Source organism: Sphingopyxis sp., from assembly GCF_041916015.1.
Lineage (GTDB): Bacteria > Pseudomonadota > Alphaproteobacteria > Sphingomonadales > Sphingomonadaceae > Sphingopyxis.
In genome coordinates this window covers 22,352-45,947 of sequence record NZ_JAYSAH010000068.1, presented here as the reverse complement: position 1 = coordinate 45,947, position 23,596 = coordinate 22,352, and the positions used below count along the sequence as shown (strand labels likewise).

Here is a 23,596-nt window from a genome sequence, read left to right as displayed (position 1 = left end):
TGATGGCGAAGCGGTCCGCATGGCGAGGCTAACATGCTTGGAGATAATATTTCGGAAATGGAGGCGCCGCCTATAGACATAGCGGCCATTGATGCGGTTGGCGTAAGGTATTGAGCGCATGGTCGGAGTTCGCCTTTCAGGCGCGGACCGATCATTCGTGGGTAGGGCCCATGTGTATGCATCATGGGCCAAACCAGAATGTCGGACCACGCAAAGTGGCGGAAATCCGTGTAGTAGTCGATAAAGTGGTCGGGGAGACAGGATTCGAACCTGCGACATCCTGCTCCCAAAGCAGGCGCGCTACCGGGCTGCGCTACTCCCCGACCGTGCGTGCGCCTTAGACAGGCTTGGCTCCCAAGTCTATCCCGCAGACGTGGCGATCAGCCGCGCATAGAAATCGATCATCCGCTTGAAGCTGTCGATCGCCATATGCTCGTTGGTGCCGTGGATCATCGCCGATTCCTTCAGCGTGAAGTGCATCGGCATGAAGCGATAGACGTCCTCTGACACCGGTTCCATGCTGCGGCTGTCGGTGCCGCCCACGACAAGCATCGGGGTCAGCACCGCACCCGGCGCGTCAGCGCGCGCGGCGGCGGCGATCCATTTCCAGCCCTGCGAGCTGGTCGAGGACACGCGCGATGGTTCGCGCGGCGGCTTGACCCAGGCAAGATCGACCTTGGCATCGCCGACCGCCGCCTTCGCGCGCGCCATGATCTCCGCCGAGCTGTTCCACGGCGCGATGCGATAGTTGATCAGGGCATTGGCCGCTTGCGGCAACACATTCTCTTTCGGGCTCCCTTCCAGCATCGTCGGCGCGATCGTCGTATGGAAGGCCGCGGCGACCGAGGGGACGGCGCCGAGCTGCCGCTTCAGGATCGGGCCGAACAGCCACTGGTTCGCGACCGCCATTTTCGTCGTCCCGCCCTTTTTCGCCGCGAGCACCTCGATCATCGAGGCGCCGGGGCCGCGCACTTCATAGGGAAAGGGATCGGCCGCAATGTCGAGCACCGCCTTCGCCAGAGTCGTAACACCCGTTTCGGCGGGCGGCATCGAACTGTGCCCTCCAGGCGCGTTCGCAGTGACCTTCAGCGTCGCATAGCCCTTTTCAGCAATGCCGATCATGATCGCCGGCCCGTTGATTACCGGCGTATCGGTCAGCACGAGGCTGCCTTCGTCGATCGTATAGATCGCCTTGACCCCCTCTGCCTTCAGCTTCGCCGCAGCGGCGATCGCGCCCGATCCGCCGGCCTCCTCGTCGTGCCCCGATACCAGATAGATTCCGCGCTTCGGCTTGAAGCCGTTCTTGGCAAGCGCCTCGAGCGCTTCGAACAAGCCGATCAACGATCCCTTGTCATCGACTGTCCCGCGGCCCCACACCGCTTTCTCGGCGATGGTGCCGGCAAAGGGCGGGTATTTCCAGTCGCCCTCGGTGCCCGGCGTCACCGGCACCACGTCCTGATGGGCCATGACGATGATCGGCGCCGCGGTGGGATCGCTCCCCGGCCAGTGATAGATCAGCGTCCTGTTCGGCAGGATCGTCCGCTGCATCGCGGCGTGAACGGCGGGATAGGTCGAGGCGAGCCAGCCATGCAGCCTGTCCCATTCGGCGATCTGGTTGTCGGCCACATTCTGATGCGAAACTGTCGGAATCTGCGCCGCCTCGCTGAGATGCCGAACAGCGGCGTCGATGTCGTAGGCCGGCGCCGATGCCAGTTTGACGTCGCTGCCATCCGCGATGTCCTTTGGCGCAAACGTCGCGGTGCGAACACCGACCACGCCCGCCACGACAGCCATGACGGCAACGCCGCCCCATATGATCGTCCGACCCTTGCCCATCGCCCTCTCCCTCTTTTCGCAGACAGAAGACCGTGAAAGATCGCGATATGCAACCCAATTAAACATGGACGAGCGAAGCCCGCAAATCGTGATGGGACAGTGCGCGGGCTGATATCAAACAGGAAAATGGCAGGTTCAGGGGCCACCCGCATTATGACATAATCTGCTCAAAAATGATATATACTCACCCCTCCGGCGGACGACACCCTTCCCATGCCGCGACCGATGATCCGCCAATGGGATACCGGGGCGATGCGCGAACGGCGGTGTTCGGCAGCGGCGGCGATGATCTCCCCTGCCTTCCCGGAAAGCAAGCCGGTCTGAACGAAACCCTCCCGAATCAAGCCTGCTCCACGGCGATACAGACATATTTCACCTCGAGATAATCCTCGATACCGTAGCGCGATCCCTCGCGGCCAAGGCCCGACTCCTTGATGCCGCCGAAGGGCGCGACTTCGGTGGAGATCAGGCCGGTATTCACCCCGACGATGCCATATTCGAGGGCCTCGGCGACACGCCAGACGCGCGACAGATCGCGGGCGAAGAAATAGGCGGCAAGTCCAAAACGGGTGTCGTTCGCCTGCGCGACGACATCGGCCTCGTCCTCGAAGCGGAAGACCGGGGCGAGCGGGCCGAAGGTCTCCTCGTGCGCGACCGCCATCGCGGCGGTCACGCCGGTCAGCAGGGTCGACTCGAAGAAGGTGCCGCCAAGCGCCGAGCGGGCGCCGCCGCAGACGACGCGCGCGCCCTTGGCGACCGCGTCGGCGATGTGGCGCTCGACCTTCTCCACCGCTGCTTCTTCGATCAACGGCCCGACTTCAACGCCGGCGTCGGCGCCATCGCCAACCTTCAGTCCCCTCACCGCCTCGGCGAGCTTCGCAACGAAAGCGTCGTGGATGCCCGCCTGCACATAGATCCGGTTGGCGCAGACGCAAGTCTGACCCGCGTTGCGATATTTGGACGCGATCGCGCCCTTGACCGCTTCGTCGACGTCGGCGTCGTCGAAGACGATGAAGGGTGCGTTGCCGCCGAGTTCGAGCCCGAGTTTCTTCACCGTGTCGGCCGACTGGCGATAGAGCAGCTTCCCGATCTCGGTCGATCCGGTGAAGGACAGCTTGCGGACCAGCGGGTTCCCCGTCATCTCCGCGCCCACGTTGCGCGCGTCGCTAGTCGGGACGATGCTCAGCAGCCCGGCGGGGAGTCCCGCCTCCTCGGCCAGCACGGCAAGCGCGAGCGCCGACAGCGGGGTCTGCGCGGCGGGCTTGACGACGATGGCGCAGCCTGCGGCGAGCGCCGGGCCGACCTTGCGGGTGATCATCGCGGCGGGGAAATTCCACGGCGTGATCGCGGCGACGACGCCGACCGGCTGCTTTAGCACGAGGATGCGCTGTCCGTTCTGGGTCGCGGGGATAACGTCACCATAGGCGCGTTTCGCTTCTTCGGCGAACCACTCGATGAAGGAGGCGGCGTAGCCGATCTCGCCCCGGCTTTCGGCGAGCGGCTTGCCCTGCTCGGCGGTCATCAACCGCGCGAGGTCCTCCTGGTTCGCCATGATCAGGTCGAACCAGCGGCGCAGGATCGCCGCGCGCGCCTTCGCCGGGGTCGCGGCCCAAGCGGGCATCGCCGCCGCAGCGGCGTCGATCGCGGCGCGCGTGTCGGCGGGAGTCGTATCGGCGACCCCGGCGATCAGCGCGCCGGTCGCGGGGTTGGTGACGGCAAGGCGGCGGTCGCTTGCCGTCCAGTGCCCCCCGATGAAGGCGTCGGTCCGCAAGAGGTCGGGCCGGATCAGGGTCGGGACGTTGCTCATAGCGCACTCAAGGCCTTCTCGAGGATCGCCATACCTTCGTCGATCAGCGCGTCGGACGCGGTCAGCGGCATCAGCAGGCGGATCGTCTCGCCATGGATGCCACAGCTCAGCAGCACGAGGCCGAGTTCGAGCGCGCGCGCCGTCACGCGCTTCGCCGCCGCGCCGTCGGGTTCGTCGCTGCCGCGCGCCGCGAGCAGGTCGAAGGCGACCATTGCGCCGGGACCGCGAACATGGCCGATGGGAAGCAGGTCGTTACGCGCCGCGAACGCCTCCAGCGTCGTCCGCAGCTTGTCGCCGAGGGCGTTCGCGCGTTCGATCAGCCCCTCCTCCTCGATCACGTCGAGCACCGCGAGCGCGGCTGCGCAGGCGACGGGCGATCCGGCATAAGTACCACCGAGCCCACCCGGCTGCGCTGCATCCATGATCCCGGCGCGGCCGATCACCCCCGACAGCGGGAAGCCGCCGGCGAGCGACTTGGCGACCGTCATCAGGTCGGGCTCGACCCCGCCATGCTCGATCCCGAACATGCGGCCGGTGCGCGCAAAGCCGGTCTGCACCTCATCGGCGATCAGCAATATGCCATGCTCGTCGCAGAGACGGCGGAGCGCCGCGAGCAGATCGGGCGGCGCCATGTGGAAACCGCCCTCGCCCTGCACCGGCTCGACGATGATCGCGGCGACGCGCGACGGCTCGATGTCGGCGGCGAACAGCAGCGACAGCGCACGCAAGCTGTCCTCGACGCTGACGCCATAATGGGGAATCGGGAACGGCAGGTGGAACACCTCGCCAGGCAGCGGGCCGAAGCTGCGCTTGTAGGGCAGCACCTTGCCCGTCATCGCCATCGTCAGGAGCGTGCGGCCGTGGAAGCCGCCGCCGAAGGCGATAATGCCAGACCGCCCGGTGGCGGCACGGGCGATCTTTACGGCATTCTCGACCGCTTCGGCGCCGGTGGTGAAGAGGATCGTCTTGGCGGGGCCCGAAAAAGGCGCGAGCGCGTTGAGCCGTTCGCAGAGTTCGACATAGGGCTCATAGGCGGCGACCTGAAACGCCGTATGCGTGTAACGGTCGAGCTGGTCGCGCACGGCCGCGATCACGCGCGGATGGCGATGCCCGACGTTGAGCACCGCGATGCCGCCTGCGAAGTCGATGTAGCGGGCACCGTCGGCGTCCCACAGCTCGGCATTTTCGGCACGCGCCGCGAACAATGGCGTCGCACTCGCGACCCCCTGCGGAACCGCGGCGGCACGGCGCGACAAAAGAAGGGCATTATTGCTCATCATGGGACCTCGTGGGTTTGGGGTTCAGGCTTGGGAAGGTTGGGCGCGGTCGAGCAATCGCGCGGGCCACGCCGCCGCGAGACCGCTCAGCAGCAGAAGCAGCACCGCCGCGACGATCGTCAGCGGATAGCCGCCATGATCGAGCAGCAGCCCGGTCAGGAGCGGCCCGCTCGCCAGCCCGAGTTTCGAGCAGAAGCCGCCGAGCGCCGCAGTGCGCCCGACCTTGTCGAACGCCGCGGCGAGGCCGAGCAGATAGGGGATGGTGAAGGCCCAGACGATCGCCGAGCCGATGTTAGCGGCGACATAGACGGCCGGAAGGTCGGACCACCAGAAGGCGGCGGTGAAGATCAGGGTCAGCGCGATCGAGCCGAGGATCGGCTTTGCTCGACCGAAACGCGCGCCCATCGCGACGACGAGGACCGACCCCACGGCGCCGAGCCAGTTGGCGGCGGCGAGCGTCGGTCCGATGAAATCCTGCGACAGTCCCGCATTGCGCCCGAGCCCGATGATGAAGGCGGCGAGCCCCATATTGCCCGCCTGGAACAGGAAGATGGCGGCGAGCGTCGCGGCGAGCGGTTTCCGCGCGATCGGCGGGGCCTCGGCCGCCGCGGCATTGTCGGCGGCGACCGGATAGGCAGGCAGAAAGGGCAGCATCGCCAGCGTCGCGAGGCTGAAGGCGGCGAGCGCGAGGAAGAGGATGCCGGTGCCGTACTGCGGCACCAGCGGCGGCAGCGCCCAGAGGCCGATGCCGCCGATCCCGAACTGGACGACGAGCAGCATCCCGAACACGCGGTCGGGCGAACGGGTGCGCGCGATCACCGCAAAGGCGATCCCGACGAGCAGCCCGCCGATCATGCCGTGACAGGCGCGGATCACCGTCAGCGCAGCCACCGACACGAGCTGCGTCGAAACGAGATCGACCGCGATCAGGCCGAGCAGCGCCGCGGTCGCGGCGACGCGCCACGCGATGCGCCGGACCAGGAACACCGCGATCAGCGCGCCGACCGCCGCGCCATAGACATTGGCCGAGGCGATGAGCCCCGCGCTCGCAGGCTTGATCCCCAGCCCGTCCGACAGGCCGGTGACGAGCGCCGCCATGATATTGACGTAGAAGAGCCCGGCGGTCGCAAGGAAGGACAGCAGCACCGCGGCGGGCAGGCCGTCGGGTGCGACCTTCGGCAGCGTATCGGTCAGCCGCATGGTGCATCCTTTCCGGCGAGCGCCACGGCGGCCGCGCTCCAGTCCCAATGATCGCTGTCGCCGAAGCTGTAGAAAAGGGCGTCGCGGCCGGGCAGCATCGCGACCGAAATGCCGCCGAACCCCGACATCGCCGGAACCCAGAGCGAGCCGGGACAGCCGAGCTTAACCCCCATGTCGCGCGTCCAGAAGCCGGCGCGGTAGCGAAAGCCCGGGAAGCCCGCGGGAAGCCCGCCGCCACGCGGCGCGCGCTGCATCGCAGCGTCGAGCAGACGCGGGTCGAGCAGCCCGTCCGCGCCCTGCATCAGCCAGCGCGACAGCCGCGCGATATCGTCGGGCTGATAGGTCAGCCCCCAGCCAACGAAGGGCTGCGCCGCCGCACCCTCGCTGCGCCGGGTCGTCGACAGCGTTGGGCTGAGCTTGAGACCATCCCACAGCGGCCGGACGAGATCGTCGTAGAGATCGGCGTCGAGGCGCTTTCGCTTGCGCAGGATCGCGCCCATCGCGGTGCCGAGCAGATAGGTGTCGCTGGTGTGATAGACCCATTTGGCGCCCGCCGCCGTCCGCCGCGGATAATGGGTACAGGCGAAGGCGATCTTCGCCGCATGACCCTCGGGCTCGAAGAAGCCCGCGATCGACGGATCATCCTCGTCGGCCATATAGGCGTCGGAGCGGTAATGGCCCGTCGTCATGTCGAGCGCCTGTTCGAGCGTAACCCCCGCCCAGCCGCGCGCGCAGGCGGGGACATACGCCGCGATCTCCGCCGCCGCGCTGCCGGGATAGAGTTTTTCGAGCCGCATCAGCGCGACCCCGCCGAACACCGACTTGGCGGTCGAATAGGACGGCAGATCGATCACCTCGCACGCGGGATAATCGCCGTGGCGCGTCGCGCAGGCGCTGCGGTAATGGACGCCGTCCACCACCGCGCCATAGACGGTCGGCTCCGGGCCCGCCGCAGTGGCGAAAGCTAGCGCATCGGGCCGTTCCTCGATCGGCCGCACCGGCAGGCGTGCCGCGGCCGCCTCCTCATCGCGCCGCACGATCGCGTCGGCGCCGGAAACCACGCCCGGCGCAAGGCGCGCAGCGACGAAGCCCCAGGCGTCGAACTTGCGATAGCGGCAGGTTTCGCTTGCAATCTCGAAAGCCGCGTTGCTCACCGTTCCATCTGCGCCGAACAGGAAGGTGAGCATCCCGTTGTGGGTGCAATTGGCGTTGCGCTCCTGAAGCGCGAAGGGCAGCGCGGCGCGGGTCAGCCCGTCATCGCCAGGTTCGGACCAGACGCGGCCCGGCTCGACAATCCAGTTCCAGTCGGGGTGGGTCGATGGAATCAGCCCGCGCTGCGCGGGGATCAGCGCATCGCCATGCTGGACGAGGTCGATGGCGAGATCGGGGAGCGAGCGGACCGTATTGCCGCGTTCATAGCCCTTTTCCTCGGCGATCATGCGAAAACCCGCCATCGGTCCGCCTGTCAGATTCAGGCGACCCGCGAAGGTCGCCGACGGCTTCGCAGCGTCGGCAGCCGGCGCGAAAGCCGACAGATCGACCGGGCCATCGAAGCCCTCGCCCGCCAGCAGCGCGGCGCCGCCAAGCGCCCGCCTCGCACCCGAAGCCGCGGCGTTGGCGATCCCCGTCACCACCACATCGTCGAACCAGCAGGTCGCGCGCTTGCCCCGCGCCGACAGGCGGAGCCGCAGCCCGCCATCGCCCTCGGCGAGCGCCTGTCCGCCCGGCCACAGCGTCACCGCATCGGCGCGCGCCTTGCCGACCGAGAGGATCGGCATCCATGTCGCACCATCATCGCGCGAGGCTTCGGCCGTGCAGACCGCGTCATCGTCCAGCGCATCGGCGGCGATCTTGACGGTCGCATAGAGGCGCCGCTTGTCCGTGACCGGCACTGCGACCTCGGCGCTCGCCCCGGCGGTGAGGCGCATCGAGACATTGCCCGCGAAACTTGTCAGCCGCACATCGCCCATGCCTGCCGCGCGCCACGGGTCGGCGCTGCCCTGCTGGAAATCGCTGCGCAGCAATTCCTCGGCCGCCGCGCTGCCGGGCGCCGCGAGTGCGATCAGAACGAGCGGCCAATATTTCACAGCGCGATGCCCGCCTTACCCAGGGCGTCGGCCAGCGGAGCAAGCCCCGCCTCATAGCGCCGCCAGAGACCGACCGAGCGATCGTGAATCGGCGCGCGCACCTGTACCGCGCTCGCGGTCGCCACGGGCGCGGGATTGCTGTGGAAATCGAGGCAGGCCTCTTCCCAGCCGAGCCCGCACGCCGCCACCAGCCGGCGGCTCTCGCCCTCCTGATCGGCGATCAGCGCCTCATAGTCGATCCCGATCATCCGGCCGGGCAAGGCCTCGTGCCAATGCGCCATCAGCCGCTCATAGGCGATGCGATAAGCGGCAAGGTCGCCGAGGTCATAGCTGAACGGATAGCCCATGCGGAACAGCGTCTTGTACATCGCATAGCAGCCGTCCATCGCCCCGCGCCGGACATGGACGATGCGCGCGTCGGGCAGCGCGAGCGCGATCAGGCCGATGTAGAGAAAGTTGAGCGGCGTCTTGTCGATCGCGAAAGGCGCGCCGGGATCGCGTTCGGCGATACGCGACCGATAGGCGCGGCCGAGTGCGGCATGATCCATCGCGGCGCTGCGGCGGATAAGGTCGGCCTTGTCCCGCGCTTGCCCGGCGCCCGCGATCAGCGCGAGCGCGAAATCCTGAATCTCGCCGAGGCTCGCGACTTTGCTATGCGAGGAGAGGATGCGGTCGACCAATGTCGTCCCGCTACGCGGCAGGCCGAGGACGAAGATCGGCCCCGGTCCGGCGGTCGGTCGCGGAGCCGCGCGCAGGCGCTCGGTCGAAAAGGCTTCGGCGATCGCCGCCATCGTATCGACGTCGTCGGCGACGCGATAGGACAGCCGCGCCCGCCGCGCATCGGCGGCCGCCTTCAGCGCCGCGAATGCCCGGTCATGATCGCCGAGGTCCTCGAGTTCCTTCGCGAGCGCATGGCCGAGCGCGATGCGCGCCTCGGTATTGCTCCCCGTCGCTGCCAGCGCGTTTTCAAGCGCCGCCACATGATTATTGTCCGCGGTCGCGCGGCGCAGCGTCGAGCGGTTGGCCCAGGCGTCCCAGTCGCGCGGATTATCCGCAATCGCGCGGTCGAAATGCGCCTCTGCCGCGTCGATCCGGCCGAGCGCGATCGACGCGGCGGCAAGGTCGTAGCGCGCACGGCCATCGTCGGGCGCCAGTTCGACCGCGCGCGCGCAGCAGCGTTCGGCCTCGACCGGGCGGTTCATATGCCCGTGATATTCGGCAAGGCGGCGCAAGGCATGGGCGTCGTCCCATGCCAGTTCCTCGATCGCGGCGAGAACCGCGCGCGCCTTGCCATAGCGGCCCCGCACCACCGCTTCCCGCGCCTGTGCCAGACCGGCGTCGAAATCGCCGGAACGGTCGTGGGCGTCAGAGGCGGCGGGCCGGGCCGTCATCGTCAGAAACGCACGTCCGCCGACAGGCCGATCGTCCGCGGCAGCGTGATCAGTTCCTTCGACCCGTTGCCATAATAGCCCTGCGATGGCGACGTCCCCATATAGGCTTCGGTGAAGACGCCCGTGACCCCATCCGTGTTGAACAGATTCTTGACGAACAGCGTCAATCCATAGGCCCCCTTGCGCAAGGTCGCCGAGGCGTTCCAGATCGAGAAGCCCGGCAGGCGGACGTTGAACTTGGGCGAGGTGCTGATCGCGTTGCGCGTCGACGACTGGTAGAAGCCATCGCCGCGCAGCGTCAGGCTGGTGTCGTTCCCAAGGTCGAAGCTGTAATCGGCGCTGCCGGTCAATATATGGTGCGCCGAGCCCGGCAAGCGATCGCCGTCGCGCCCGATCAGCACATGGCTGGGATCGGGCGAGAAGAAATCGCGCGTCAGCTTCGCATCGACATAGGTATAGCCGAGCGCATAGTGGAGGCCGCCGCTGCGCCCCTCGATCTGCGCCTCGATCCCCTGCGAGCGGGCCTTGCCCCCGTTCTGGACGACGTAAAAGCCCCAGACCGGAGTCGCTGTGTTGAGCTGGATATTCTTCCAGTCGATGTAGAAGGCGTCGAGATTATAGGTCAGTCCGCTGAGCGCGCCCTTCACCCCGACTTCGTAATTGACCAGCGTGTCGGACTTGTACTGCTGCCACGACGGGTCCTCGGCATAGCGGCCAATCGTCGGCACCGCGTTCGACCCGCCGCGGCGATAGCCCTGCGATACGGTCGCATAGAGCAGCCCGCGGTCGGCGAATTTCCAGGACAGATTGCCCTTGAACAGCGCCTTGTCCTCGCTGGTGCGGAAGGTCGCGTCAGTCGGCTGCGACAGCGAGGGGAAGATCGGGATATCGATCGAAGTGTCGTTGTGCGCCTTGTTCCAGAAATAGCGCACCCCGCCGGTCAGATCGACGGTGTCGGTGGCGTGCCACGTCAGTTCGCCGAACAGCGCGCGGTCCTTGAACGTCTCGTGCCGGCGATAGAAGAAATCCTGATCGCTCGCGACCGCTGCCGGAAGGCCGGTCGCGGCATCCCACCAGCGCTTGAAACCGCGGAGATAGCTGTCCTGCGACGAAAAGAGCTTCTGGTCCTGATAATAGGCGCCGATCACATAATCGAGCGGCCCGCCGCCCTTCGACACGAGGCGCAGTTCCTGCACGAAGCTCTTGTCGCGATAGCTGCGCACCGCCGACGCCATCGGGCGCGGGTAGTTGTAATAGAAGGCGAGGAAGCCCGCCTTGGCGTAGAAGCCGGTATTCTCGCTGACGCTATCGCCTTCATGATCATACCAGGAGGAGCTGGAGGTCAGGGTCGCGAAGCCGAGATCGACGTTCGCTTCCAATGCAACCGAATCGACGTTGCGGGTCGAAGGCTCGAGCTGGATCGACCCATTCTGATAGCCTTCGTAAGGCTTGCCATAGCCGTCGAGCCCTCGCGTAATCTGGCGGCGGCCGCCGACATTATCCTCCTGATGGTTATAGGTCAGCGTCAGGTCGACCGCGTCGCTCGGCTGCCACAGCGCGGCGATGCGGCCGTACCAGACATGGACGAAATCGGCGTCCTTGACGCGGCGATATTCGGCGTCGGGCGCGAGTATCCCGGCGGGGGCGGTCGGGATGCCGTCGCCGTCGAGCTTGTAGACGTTCACATAGTCGGTGAGGCCCGGATAATGCTGGCGGCTACCGACCGCACGGATCGCGAAGGTATCGCCCAGCGGCACGTTGAGCACGACGTCGGCTTCGTAACCGATGCCGTCCGAGCCCTTGACGCTGCTGACACCGCCGGTGACGCGGCCCTCAAAACGGCCGAGCACGGGCTTCTTGAGGATATAGCGCACCGTGCCGCCGAGCGCGCCCGATCCATAGAGCGTTCCCTGCGGCCCGCGCAGCACCTCGACCCGATCGAGATCCTTGAGCAGATAGGCGGCGAACAGCGGCGTGTCGTTGACATAGGTCGAGACCGGCGAAATGCCTGAAACGGCGTAATCGCCCAGCGCGGCGCTGTCGACGTTGATGCCGCGGATCGTCACCGTGTTGATGACGCCTGCGTTGCGGCGGCCGCGATCGACGACCGCGACGCCGGGGATCGAACGGAGCAGCTCGGCCTGATCGCGCGTCTGGTTCGCGTCGATCCGGTCGCCGCCGACCGCCGAGATATTATAGGGAATGTCGATCGTCCGCGCCTCGCGGCGGGTCGCGGTGACGACGATGTCGGTGCCATCATTCGTCGCCCCTGCTTCCTGAGCGAAGGCCGGCGCTGGCATCGCCGCCAGCAGGCCGGTGCAGGCGAGCGATGTCGTCGCCAGAAGTCGCGTGGTGTTGGTCATGATTTTCCCCCCTTATGTGTCATTGCGCGCGCGTCGGCGCCATCCTTGCCGGTGAGCGAAGACGCAGGCTGAACGAGCGGGCCAAGCGCCTGGAGCGTCGGCGAGGCCGCAGGCCCGCGGTCGAAGGCTTCGAAATGCTGCGGCCCGTCGCGCAGACTCTTGAGCGGCTGGCCGAGCCCGTGCCAGCCGCGTTCGCGGCAGCGGCGAACATAATCGAGGTCGAGATCGACCGCGATCACCTCGCGCCCTTCTCCCGCCACATGGATCATCTCGCCGCCCGGCCCCGCGACGCACGAGCGCCCATAGCCGAGGTCGCCCGCGACATTGACCGAGACGACATAGGCCTGATTGGTCGCGGCGGCGGCGCGGACGATCGACAGTTCGACGTCGCGGTCGATCGTGTTGGTCATCACCGGATTGAGGATGACCTCCGCCCCGCGCCAGATCAGCGAGCGGACAACCTCTGGAAACCAAATGTCATAGCAGATGGCGAGGCCGAAGCGGCCGACGCCGGGGACGTCGAATATGGTCGGCTCGATGCCGCCGGTCACCCCCTCTTCATAGGGGTAGAAAGGATATATCTTGCGGTGACGCGCGGCGACACTGCCGTCGGGCGCGAAGACGCTGGTGGTGTTGTAGATCGTGTCGCCCTCGCGCTCGAACAGCGAGCCGTTGACGAGCCACAGTCCGTGCTCGCGTGCCATCGCCGCAAAAGCGTCTTCCGTGGGGCCGGGCAGCGGCTGCGCGTTCGCGGTGGCGGGGCCGAAGCAGGAAAGCTCCCCCAGCACGACCATATCGACCCAGCGGAAGCGGCGGCGAACGAGCCGCACTTCCTCGGCGATGCGATCCAGATTGTCGCCCCGCGGCAGGGCCAGTTGCAGGCCGGCGATCGCGAAATGAGTCATAATCCTCCCCGACGCGCTCATCGGGGCACGTCCGGGAGACAATCTGTCCGCTATGCGGCGCTTACGATAGGTCCAGTTTGCAAACTAGGATGGTGCCAGATCGCCGATGCGGCCGATCAGCGCCCAGTCGACGACGCGCTGTCCGGCGCCGAGCCACTGGATGACATCGCCCTCGATCGCGATCTCGAACGAGGTCGCCTCGCCATAGGACCAGCTTTGCCACTGGCGGTGCCAGCGGTCGCCCTCGATCCACCAGCGCCCGGTGTCGATATCCTCGTCGGCATGGCCCGCGCGCCCGGTCATCGTGCCGTCGGGCAGCAGCAATATGGTGCAGGGATCGCCATAGATGGTGCGGCATTCGAGCCGCGCGCCGCTCATCTTGCGGCGCAGCGCGCGGCCCGTCAGAATCAGCGGCGGTTCCACCTTTTTCTCAAGCACATCGTTGAGCGCCGCGGTCAGCGCCGCGACGCCGGGGCGGATGCGTTCGACGGGCAGGCTCGTGACGCCGAGCCGGAACAAGCCGGGCGGCGCGGTTCCGGCATAATAGGGATCGACCCGCTCGATCAGCACTCCGCGCCGCTCGGCCGCCGCAGCGAGATCCGCAACGTCGAGCCCGGCGGCTCCCCGCACCCACATCGTCGTCCCGCCGCGCACCGGCTGGATCGCAATCGAGCGCGGCAGATAATGGTTGAGCGCATCGCGCAGCGCGATCTGCCGCGCGCGGAACTCGCGCCCAATCCGCCGCATCATCGAATCATAATGGCCGAGCGACAGGAATTGCGCCGCTGCGCGCTGGTTGTTCGGCGGCGGCTGCTTGACCGACAGGCGGCGCAGTTCGCGCAGGTGCGCGATCACCTCGCGGTCGGCGACCATGAAGCCGAGCCTGAGTCCGGGGTCGAGCACTTTGGCGAGGCCGGCGATATAGACGACGCGGCTACCGCCCGCCATGCCGCGCATCGCCGGAAAATCCTCGTCGAGATAATTGGTCTCGCATTCGAAATCATCCTCGACGACGATCAGGTCGTGCGCTTCGGCCGCCGCAAGCAGCGCCCGCCGCCGGTCGAGCGACAATGTCGCGCCGGTGGGCAGTTGATGGCTGGGCGTGACCATGACGAGATCGCAGCCGGGGAGCCGCGCGTCGGTCACCACGCCCGCCGCATCGACAGGCTGCGGCACCCATTGCCCGCGCCGTGCCTCGATCAGCGCGCGCAGCTCGAACAGGCCGGGGTCCTCGATCGCGACGCGGCTGCCTTCGGTACAGAACAGGTCGAGCGCGAGGACGCGCGCGTGATGCGTGCCGAGCGTCAGCAATATTTCGTCGGGGCGCGCATAGATGCCGCGGCGCGGCAATATCTTGGTGCGAATTTCCTCGATCAGCGCCGCATCGTCGTCGGCGATCCCCGACCAGGAAGCGACCTGCCGACGCTTCAGCGACAGGCTCGCCGCCTCGCGCCAGTCGCCGGCGGGGAACAGACTGTCGTCGAAGCAGCCGTCCAGGAAGGGATAGGGATATTGCTGCCAATTCGCGGGCATCGGTTCCGGAAGCGCGGGCAGGAGCGGTAATCGCTCGGACCATGTTACCCCGTTGGCCGTCACCCTTTCGGCAATGCCCGCGACCTCGCCAAAGCCCGATCTTCCCGAGGACAGATCACCCGAGACAAACAGCCCGCTACGCTCGCGCGCCACCACATGCCCCTCGGCCACGAGCTGTTGATAGGCGATCGTCACCGTGTTGCGCGCAACCCCCAGCAAGCGCGCCATCGTCCGCGAAGACGGCAGGCGGTGACCGGCAGGCCATGCCTGCGACCGCATCAGTTCAATCACGCCCTTGCGAATCTGGTCCTGCAAGGTGGTATCGCTGGCGCGATCGAGCATGAAGGAAGGACGCATGCCTCCTTGTGTTCGAATCGCTGCCACCAGATCAAGACCAAACCCTCACCGGCGCCGAGACGGACAGGACGTGATGACGGCAAGCACCCCTGGGCGCAAATTGCTGGATCATACTCGATGATGCCGCGTTTCGCTCCATCTCGACCGAAATGCCCCCAAAAATCCCCCAAAGGGTCTTGGTAGGTGAAATCGACGTGAGCTTGGCTCCATCTTTGATCTGATCTTTGCGAGAAAGACGGATTTCTTGCATCAGGGCGGGCTAGTCTGCCCCGATGCAAAAGCGCACTCCGCCGGGGTTTGGCTACCGAGGGAGCTATGCGGGCGGACATTGTGGTAGTCGTACCGCCATGCCTCACATTTATGCTGGGCGTCGGCCAGGCTCAAGAACCAATACGCGTTGAGGCACTCCGCCCTGACCCGTCCGTTGAACGATTCCGCGAAGGCAGTGTCGGTCGGCTTTTCCCGCCTGCTGAAGTCCAGCGCGACGTCGTGCTGGTAGACCCGCGGATCGAGATACTTCGATATGAACTCCGGCCCCTGAGCGCGTACGCTCCGGCATTTTCAGCGCAGAGCGCGCGGGCTTTGGCTATCGCTGGCCGATAGCGGACATTTAGTGGATGCGAAGCAAGCCGAATTTTTACCTTCCAAAGCTGGCACATAATGTCCGCTACCAGGCGGCTGAGCTGCCAATCTTCGTCCCCCAGCCACACTTTTGCATGGTCGCCCCCACCCCACCAATCTATGGTATGCATACGGTACAAAATGCGGGTGTTCCGTTGAGTTTGCTGGACTAATACGGACCACTGAAGACGGCTACGGACCAAAAATTGGATCGAGGGTTCGAATCCCTCCCGCCCGCTAACTCCTCGGTTCACCCCGCTCACCCTGCGCCGATGCCCGACAGGACACAGCTTTCTCAATAGCTCCTGGGCATGCCGAGGACATGTTCGGCGAGGAAGGAGAGGATGAGGTTCGTCGAGATGGGCGCGACCTGATAGAGGCGCGTCTCGCGGAACTTGCGCTCGACGTCATATTCCTCGGCAAAGCCGAAGCCGCCATGCGTCTGGATGCAGACATTGCCCGCCTCGACCGACGCATCGGCGGCGAGCATCTTCGCCATATTGGCCTCGGCGCCATTAGGCTGCCCGGCCTCGTAGAGGCGCGCCGCTTCGTGGACCATCAGCTCGGCGGCACGCATGTTGGCATAAGCCCTGGCGATCGGGAAAGAGATGCCCTGGTTCTGGCCGATCGCACGGCCGAACACCTTGCGCTCGTTCGCATAGTCGGCCGATTTCTTCGTGAACCATTTTGCGTCGCCGACGCATTCGGCGGCGATCAGCGTGCGCTCGGCATTCATGCCCGAGAGGATGTAGCGGAAGCCCTTGCCCTCATCGCCGAGCAGGTTGGCGGCGGGGATGCGCATATTGTCGAAGAAGACTTCGGTCGTCGCATGGTTCATCATCGTGCGGATCGGGCGGATCGTCAGCGACCCATCGGCAAGCGCCTTCTTCATGTCGACGATGAAGGTCGAGAGCCCCTCGGTCTTCTTGGCCGCCTGGTCCTTCGGCGTGGTGCGCGCGAGGAGCAGCATCAGGTCGCTATGCTCGGCGCGGCTGGTCCAGATCTTCTGGCCGTTGACGACATAATGATCGCCGTCGCGCACCGCGACGGTGCGCAGCGCGGTCGTGTCGGTGCCGCTCGTCGGCTCGGTGACGCCGAAGGCCTGCAGGCGGAGCTCGCCGGTCGCGATCTTGGGGAGATAGGCCTGCTTCTGCTCCTCCGACCCGTGGCGCAGGATCGTGCCCATCGTGTACATCTGCGCGTGACAGGCGCCGCCGTTGCAACCTTCGGCCTGGATCGTCTCGAGGATTGCCGCCGCCGCCGACAGGCCGAGCCCCGAGCCGCCATATTCTTCGGGGATCAGCACCGAGAGATAACCCGCTTCGGTCAGCGCCTTGACGAACGCGGTCGGATATTCGCGCTTCGCATCGAGCTCGCGCCAATATTCCCCCGGGAACTCGGCGCAGAGGCGCCGGACGCCTTCGCGGATCTCGGGGAAATGTTCGCTGTCATAGGGGCTAAGCTGCATGGTCATTCCTGCGTTCGATGCGAAGGATATCGACGTGCCGCAAGATTAACGCCCGGTCCAGTTCGGCTTGCGCTTTTCGGCGATTCCCGGTTCTTCGCCACGACCGGGCAAGTTCGCTTGACACGCTTTTCGCAAAGCTTTCAGAGATCAGACGATCTCTCCAGCGAAAGGACTTTCATGCGAACCGCCGCCTCTCTTGCCCTGACCGCCCTGTTGTTTTCATCCGGCACGGCAATGGCCGCGGCCGGTGCGAAACCCGAAGCGGTCTTGAAGAGCAAAGGATATGAAAAAGCCGCCGAAATCCTGAGCCGCGATCATGATCGCCTTGTCGCGGAGATCGTCAAGCTCACCGAGATTCCAGCCCCGCCCTTCAAGGAAGCCGCGCGTGCCGCGGCCTATCGCGATATGCTGGTGGAGGCCGGCCTGACCGACGTCGAAACCGACCCGGAAGGCAATGTCATGGGTGTCTATCGCGGCACCGGCCCTGCGGGCGCTCCGGTCGTGATGATCGCCGCGCATCTCGACACGGTTTTTCCCGAAGGGACGCCGATCAAGGTCCGCCGCGAAGGGACCCGCCTTCATGCCCCCGGGATCGGCGACGACACGCGCAGCCTCGCCGTGCTGCTCGCCTATGCGCGGGCGATGAAGGAGGCTGGCGTCAAGGTGCGGCAGGACATCGTCTTCGTCGGCAATGTCGGCGAAGAGGGTCCCGGCGACCTGCGCGGCGTCCGCTATCTGATGACCAAGGGCAAATATAAGGACCGCATCGGGACCTTCGTCTCGATGGACGGAACCAACCCGGCGCGCGTCGTGACGGGCGGCGTCGGGTCGAAGCGCTACCGGATCACCTACAAGGGGCCGGGCGGACACAGCTTCGGGGCGTTCGGCCTCGTCAATCCGATGGTAGCGATGAGCCAGACGGTCGTCGATTTCTACAGGATTCCGGTGCCCGCGACGCCCAAGACCACCTATTCGGCGAGCGTCACGAGTGGCGGCACGTCGGTCAACTCGATCCCCAACGAAGCCTTCATGGAATTCGACATGCGGTCGGAGAACCCCGAGGAACTCGCCAAGCTGGAGCAGGCTTTCCTCGCGATCGTGAAGAAGAGCGTCGAGGGCGAGAATGCCGCGCGATCGACCAAGGAAGGCCCGGTCACCGCCGATATCAAGATGATCGGCGACCGGCCGGCGGGACAGACGGCCGCGACCGAGCCGGTCGTGCGCAACGCCGATGCGATCATTCGCGCCAAGGGTCTGACCCCCGAAATGTCCTTTTCATCGACCGATTCGAACATGCCGATGAGCCTCGGGATTCCGGCGATCACCATCGGTTCGGGCGGCCATGCCGAGCGCAGCCATTCGCTCGACGAGTGGATCGACGTCGAAAAGACGCAGAGCGTGCAGGGTGCGAGCGTCGGCCTCGGCATCCTGCTCGCCACCGCGGGTGTTCAGTGATCGGATAAGAATCCCCCTTTCGGGGCAGCAAAAAAGGCGGGCATCGCGCGATGCCCGCCTTTTCCTTGCCACTGATCTGGGGGGATCAGAGACGGAGCTTGGCGCCGACCGTCACATAGCTACCGATCGAGTCATAATGGATCGATCCGGCCGGGCTGAGCGGCGGATCGCGATCGAACAGATTGTTGACGTTGGCGAAGAGCGTGAAGCGCTCATCGACATTCACCTGCGCGTTGAGGTCGACATAGACCCGCGCCGACGTGTCGTTGTTCGCGATATTGAGCAGATGGTTATACTCGCCGCCCCCGACATAGCGGACGCGCGCGGTAAAGCTCGCATTGTCGCTGCCATAGGTGACGCTGCCGGTCCCGCGCCAGTGCGGGGTGCCGAAGCTCACGTCGCCGACGTCGCCCGCCCGGTCGATGACCGAAATGCCGTCGTCGATCACGACCTTCGACACATAGGTCGCCAGCGCACGCAGGCGAAGCGTTCCGCTGCCGACCGGCCGCTGATAGCTCGCCTCGATATCGACGCCGCTGGTCTTGTACTGCGCGAGGTTCAGATAGGTCGAGTTGATCTCGGTCGGGCGGCCCTGGCCGTCGCGCGTGATCTGCGAACAGGCGTTCTGATTGCCGTTGCCGCACGCGGTGATCACGTCCTGGGCGTTCGGCGAGGTGATCGCGTCGCGCAGCTTGATGTCGAAATAATCGACCGCAAGGTTGAAGCCCGGCAGGAAGGTCGGGGTAAAGACCGCGCCGAGGGTCAGCGTGCTGCCGACCTCCGGCTTCAAATTCGGGTTGCCGCCGCCGTAGCGGGTGACGCTGTACGACTGGCCGTTCTCCGAGACGGTCGAGAAGGTCGTGGTCCGCGTCGTGAACAGTTCGGCGAGACTGCCCGAACGGATGTCGCGCGAGCGCGACACGCGCAGCAACAGATTGTCGAAGATACGGTCGGTGGCGCCGAGCTTCCACGACCAGATGCCGCCGCTGGTGCTGTAATCGCTGTAGCGCGCGGCGGCGCTGAAATCGAGCTTGCTGAATGGCTGGTCGAGCAGCGGCACCGCGACTTCGCCGAAGCCTTCCTGCACGTTGAACCCGCCGTCGAGCGGCGAGAAGTTGAAGCGGCTGAACCCGCGCGCCGTCGAAATCGGGTCGATGCTGTTCGTCACCTGCTTTTCCCAGCGCGCCTCGCCGCCGAACGCGATCGAGACCGGACCGGCCCAGGTCGAGAAGGGGTCGCCGCGCAGGCTGGCGCCCATGCTGTCGAGCTTGGTCGTGTAGACGACCTTGGCGAGGTCGCCGAACACATAGTCGATCGCCGCCGGATCGGCGCGGCCCGAGCCCAGGATGTTGAGCGGACGGCAAGCGGTGTTCGGGTCGGTCAGCGCGACCGCGCAGACGATGTTGCCGCCGACGCGGACCGCGTCGAGCGCCTGCGTCATCTTCGCGCCGACGATCTGGTTGTGATAGCTCTGCATGTTCCGCAGTTCGCCATGGTTGTAATAGGCGGAATAGCGCCATGCGCCGTCGGCGAAGCTGCCGTCGACGCCGATCCCGCCTTCGGCATTCTGGCGGTAATAGTCGAAGGTGCGCATCCCGTAATCTTCGAAGACGCGGCCGATCTTGACCGTCGTCTCCCCCGCGCCGAGCTGGCTGCGGATGCCGTCGAGATAGGGGTTGGACGCCTTCAGCGTGTAATTGCCATATTCGGCGTAGAAGGGATATTTGGCCCAGATGCGGCTGTACATGCCGTCGATCCAGAAGGTCGCATCGCCGACCTCGAAGCTCGCGCGGGCATAGCTGTTGACGCGCTGATAGGGGTTGGCGAGCGACTTCTGGTCGCCGATGCCGCGGCCTTCGCCGCCGACCATCAGCGTCCCGTCGGCGTTGATCATGCTGCCGTACTGATAGGGACGGAGCGAGCCGTCGGCCGCGAAGGTCATGCCCTTGAGCGCGCCGGTGGTGATCAGCCCGTCGAGGCCGGTGTTCGCCGGATTGACGTCGCGGACGAGGATCTGCTGCGCGCTGCCCGCAGGCGTGAACAGGTCGGCGCTGCCGACATTCTTGCGCGCGTTGCGGCTGAGGATGCCCTCATCGTTCTGATATTCGCCGCCGATCATGAAATGGCCGCGGCCGCCGGCGAATTCGGTGCCGAAGCTGCCGTTGATGCTGTAGCGAAAGCCGTCGCCGCGCGTCGACATGCCGCTCTGGACGCCGAGCTTCAGGCCGGTCAGATTGTCGTCGAGGATGATGTTGACGACGCCGCCGATCGCGCCCGAGCCCCAGGCTGCGCTGGCGCCGCCGGTGACGATCTCGACGCGCTTCACCATGTCCTGCGGGATGCTGTTGAGGTCCGACGCGCCGTTGAAGCGGCGGTTGTTGAGCAAGGTCAGCGTGCGGGTCGCGCCGAGGCCGCGAAGGTCCATCGCCGAGGTGCTGGAATTGGTGTTGGCGTTGGTGCTGTTCGGCGACACGGTCGCGCGGAATTGCGGCAGGTCGTTCAGCACCTGCGCGATGCTGGGACGCGCCCCCTGCGCCAGTTCGGATTCGCCGACGACGGTCGTCGGGGTCGGCGCGTCGAAGCCCTTGCGGTCGATGCGCGAGCCGGAGACGACGATCGCATCCGTGGCATCGCCCTCGTCGGCCGCCGCCTCCTGCGCCGCCGCGGCGCCGCTATAGGCCAGCGCGAGCATCAGGCTCGCCGCGGCGCTGCCGCTCCTCAACAGGCCCTTCAGCCCGGTCCGATCGTTACGCATAGATAATCCCCTTGTTGAATGTCGCTGGATGAATCGTCGGTCAGTCTGCCCGCGTGAACAGCAGGTCGTATGCACGGCTCTCCCCAAAACGCAGCGCGGTGACGGCGCCGCCGGCGTCGCGCTGAAACTTCACGACGACGCGCGAGGCGCGCGGCGCGGCGTCGCCGGTGAATACGTCGCGATAGGCCGGTGCGAGCGGCTGGCCGGTCCAGCGCGGGCCGCTGTAGACGAGCTGGCCGCCGCGGGTCTGAAAGCTGAGGCAGGTGCCGGTCTCGGCCGAACAGAAGCGCCCGGCATAGGGGGCCGGATCGACCGCGGTCACGGCATCGACCTTGCGATAGGGAATCTTCTCTCCCTCGCGCGTTTCGCGGATCAGGCCGCCCTTCGCGCCGAAAGCGAAGACATCTTCGCGCAGCATCCAGCGCCCCGGCCCGACCGGAACGAGCGCGCGGCCGTCGGCTTGCAGGCCGCCCTTGCCGTCAGCCTCGAAGCGCAGCGGCGCGCCGCTGACGCTGTCGGCATAAAGGCCGGTCGGCACGGGGCCACGCGGCGCATAGGGTTGGGCGCTATCGGGCGGCAGGAAAAGATCGGCGGCGGCGCGCCCGAGCACCGGCGTATCGGCATCGCCCGCATTGCAGAGCAGCGACACGGCGAGCCGCTGCGCCGGATAGCGCGCCATCCAGGCGCGATAGCCGCCGGTCGAGCCCGAATGGCTGACCTCCTGCTGCCCGCGATGGTCGAGGTTCACCAGCGCAAGCGCGTAGGCGATCGGTGTGCCGTCGTTGAGCTTGGTCGTCTGCTGCATCTGGGCGGTGAAGCCCGGCCCGAAGGCATCGCTGTCGAGCGCGGCCTGCCATTTGACGAGATCGCCGACGGTGGTGAGCAGGCCGCCATTGCCATAGGCGTCCTCGATCACCTGCTCGTTGCGCCAGACGCCGTCCTCGAACTCATAGGCGCCGGTGCGGCCCGGCACGATGTCGCCATGGTCGTCGCGCCAGCGCGTGCTGGTCATGCCGAGCGGCGTGAAGATGCGATCGCGGGTGAAATCGGCGAGCGACTGCCCGCTGACCCGGTCGACGACGATCGCCAGCAGATTGTAATTGCTGTTGCTGTAGAGATAATGGCTGCCCGGCGCGAAATTGAGCTCGGTCTGGCGCGCGGCGATTGTCAGCACATCGTCGTTGTTCGCGGTGCGCGAATTGCGCGGCCAGCCCTCGATCGCGGCGACCGATCCCCAGTCGCGCAGGCCGCTGGTATGATGCAGCATATGCGCGATCGTCACCGGCGCGGCGTAAGCGGGCAGTTCGGGAAGATATTTGCGGACGTCGTCGTCCAGCGACATCCTGCCCTCGCGCACCAGCATCAGGATCGCGGCGGCGGTGAACTGCTTCGAATCTGACCCCGCCTCGTAGATGCTGTCGGCGGTCGCCGGAACGCCGAGTTCGAGGCTGGCCATGCCATAGCTTCGAACCGCGATCGGCTGTCCGTCGCGCGAAATCGCGATCGAGCAACCCGGCGTATCGTCATGCGCCCAGCGCGCAAACAGCGCATCGAGCCGTGCGCCGGCGGCGTCGGGACCCGCCGCCGGCGCGGCCGCGGCCGATGGCGCTGCGGCACATAGGGACAAGGTGGCTCCCGCGATCAGCAGGGGCAGACTGGTCTTCATCTTCCGATTCTCCCTCGGTGCCGCGGGCAAGGCGCGAACGCGGCCGCCTTACCGGGCGTCGCTGTCACGAAGCTGACACCAGGCGCGGGAGCATCGCTTTGGGGCAATGAATGGAAAATTCTCTGCCTCAAGCGTGACATTTTCATAGGCGGAGATAGAGCAGGCTGTAATTTCAGATGCGAAACCGGGGAGGCGGAGCGAGGTCGAACATGCGCGTGCTGGTGGTGGAAGATGACGAGCGATTGGCGCGCGGCATGGCGGCCTCGCTGGAAGCGGCGGGCTTCGCAGTCGACAGCCTCGCCCATGGCGAGGATGCGCTGCAACTCGCTGACCGTGAACCCTATAGCGCCATCGTCCTCGACCTCGGATTGCCCGACATCGACGGGCTCGATGTGCTGGGGGCACTCCGCGCGCGCGGGGTCGCGACGCCGATCCTGATCCTGACCGCGCGCGACATGATCGACGACCGCGTCACCGGCCTCGACCGCGGCGCCGACGATTATATGGCGAAGCCGTTCAGCCCGCGCGAACTCGAATCGCGCCTGCGCGCGCTCGTCCGGCGCAGCCAGGGCACCGCCGACCCGGTGCTGCGGATCGGCGCGCTGGAGTTCGACCGGTCGAGCCGCACCGTATCGCTCGACGGCCGTATCATCGACCTGCGCCGCCGCGAGCTGGCGGTACTCGAAACGCTGATGGGGCGGCCGGGCAAGGTGATCCCGAAGGAAAGGCTGGCGGCGGAGGTCTTCAATTTCGAGGATGCGGTCACACCCAACGCGCTCGAGGTCTATGTCGGCCGCCTTCGCCGCAAGCTGCAGCCGTCGGGCCCCGCAATCCGCACCGTCCGCGGACTCGGCTATATGATCGAGACGGACTAG

At 66.2% G+C, this 23,596-nt stretch carries 14 protein-coding genes, 1 tRNA gene and 2 pseudogenes; 3 read left to right on the top strand and 14 right to left on the bottom strand.

Annotated elements, in window-relative coordinates:
• Positions 1-246: 246 nt before the first annotated feature.
• The 11 genes and pseudogenes from ACE3SL_RS10045 to ACE3SL_RS09995 form a co-directional block, all read right to left on the bottom strand.
• A tRNA-Pro gene (locus tag ACE3SL_RS10045) sits at positions 247-323 on the bottom strand.
• Positions 324-360: 37 nt separating this feature from the next.
• Entirely contained in the window at positions 361-1,836 is a 1,476-nt protein-coding gene (locus ACE3SL_RS10040; protein WP_374525596.1) for a M20 family peptidase, read from the bottom strand.
• Positions 1,837-2,176: 340 nt separating this feature from the next.
• Positions 2,177-3,643: an NAD-dependent succinate-semialdehyde dehydrogenase gene (locus ACE3SL_RS10035; protein WP_374525595.1), complete on the bottom strand. Its 1,467-nt coding sequence runs from the start codon at positions 3,641-3,643 to the stop codon at positions 2,177-2,179.
• Positions 3,640-4,920: a 4-aminobutyrate--2-oxoglutarate transaminase gene (gabT, locus tag ACE3SL_RS10030; RefSeq protein WP_374525602.1), complete on the bottom strand. Its 1,281-nt coding sequence runs from the start codon at positions 4,918-4,920 to the stop codon at positions 3,640-3,642. The genes ACE3SL_RS10035 and gabT overlap by 4 nt, the downstream gene beginning before the upstream one ends.
• Before the next feature lie 24 nt (positions 4,921-4,944).
• Positions 4,945-6,120, bottom strand: coding sequence for an MFS transporter (locus ACE3SL_RS10025; RefSeq protein WP_374525594.1), 1,176 nt, complete (start codon positions 6,118-6,120; stop codon positions 4,945-4,947).
• Positions 6,111-8,207: a hypothetical protein gene (locus ACE3SL_RS10020; protein ID WP_374525593.1), complete on the bottom strand. Its 2,097-nt coding sequence runs from the start codon at positions 8,205-8,207 to the stop codon at positions 6,111-6,113. Before ACE3SL_RS10020 ends, ACE3SL_RS10025 begins: the two co-directional genes overlap by 10 nt.
• Positions 8,204-9,598 (bottom strand): sulfotransferase, encoded by a 1,395-nt coding sequence (locus ACE3SL_RS10015; protein ID WP_374525592.1) that lies wholly within the window; start codon positions 9,596-9,598, stop codon positions 8,204-8,206. The genes ACE3SL_RS10020 and ACE3SL_RS10015 overlap by 4 nt, the downstream gene beginning before the upstream one ends.
• 2 nt (positions 9,599-9,600) lie before the next feature.
• Positions 9,601-11,961, bottom strand: coding sequence for a TonB-dependent receptor (locus ACE3SL_RS10010; protein ID WP_374525591.1), 2,361 nt, complete (start codon positions 11,959-11,961; stop codon positions 9,601-9,603).
• Entirely contained in the window at positions 11,958-12,866 is a 909-nt protein-coding gene (locus ACE3SL_RS10005; protein WP_374525590.1) for a carbon-nitrogen hydrolase family protein, read from the bottom strand. Before ACE3SL_RS10005 ends, ACE3SL_RS10010 begins: the two co-directional genes overlap by 4 nt.
• An 84-nt stretch (positions 12,867-12,950) precedes the next feature.
• The gene (locus tag ACE3SL_RS10000; RefSeq protein WP_374525589.1) at positions 12,951-14,756 is read right to left on the bottom strand and encodes a PLP-dependent aminotransferase family protein; all 1,806 of its coding nucleotides are present in this window, start codon (positions 14,754-14,756) and stop codon (positions 12,951-12,953) included.
• Positions 14,757-15,005: 249 nt separating this feature from the next.
• Positions 15,006-15,293 (bottom strand): annotated as a pseudogene (locus ACE3SL_RS09995) (integrase core domain-containing protein); the annotation flags it as partial.
• Between the two features lie 227 nt (positions 15,294-15,520).
• Between ACE3SL_RS09995 and ACE3SL_RS09990 the strand changes: the two are divergent.
• Positions 15,521-15,616 (top strand): annotated as a pseudogene (locus ACE3SL_RS09990).
• A gap of 56 nt (positions 15,617-15,672) precedes the next feature.
• On the opposite strand, the gene ACE3SL_RS09985 reads toward ACE3SL_RS09990, so the two are convergent.
• The gene (locus ACE3SL_RS09985; RefSeq protein ID WP_374525588.1) at positions 15,673-16,845 is read right to left on the bottom strand and encodes an acyl-CoA dehydrogenase family protein; all 1,173 of its coding nucleotides are present in this window, start codon (positions 16,843-16,845) and stop codon (positions 15,673-15,675) included.
• Between the two features lie 234 nt (positions 16,846-17,079).
• On the opposite strand from ACE3SL_RS09985, the gene ACE3SL_RS09980 reads away from it, so the two are divergent.
• Positions 17,080-18,300 (top strand): M20/M25/M40 family metallo-hydrolase, encoded by a 1,221-nt coding sequence (locus ACE3SL_RS09980; RefSeq protein WP_374525587.1) that lies wholly within the window; start codon positions 17,080-17,082, stop codon positions 18,298-18,300.
• Between the two features lie 85 nt (positions 18,301-18,385).
• Here ACE3SL_RS09980 and ACE3SL_RS09975 read toward each other — a convergent pair whose 3' ends face one another.
• A complete protein-coding gene (locus tag ACE3SL_RS09975) occupies positions 18,386-21,055 on the bottom strand; it encodes a TonB-dependent receptor plug domain-containing protein (RefSeq protein WP_374525586.1) in 2,670 nt (889 codons plus the stop codon).
• Between the two features lie 40 nt (positions 21,056-21,095).
• Positions 21,096-22,721, bottom strand: a complete 1,626-nt coding sequence (locus ACE3SL_RS09970; protein ID WP_374525585.1) for a serine hydrolase domain-containing protein — start codon at positions 22,719-22,721, stop codon at positions 21,096-21,098.
• Between the two features lie 209 nt (positions 22,722-22,930).
• Here ACE3SL_RS09970 and ACE3SL_RS09965 point away from each other — a divergent pair, with 209 nt between their 5' ends.
• Positions 22,931-23,596 carry a response regulator gene (locus tag ACE3SL_RS09965; protein WP_374525584.1) on the top strand — a complete coding sequence of 222 codons (666 nt, stop codon included), beginning with the start codon at positions 22,931-22,933 and terminating at the stop codon, positions 23,594-23,596.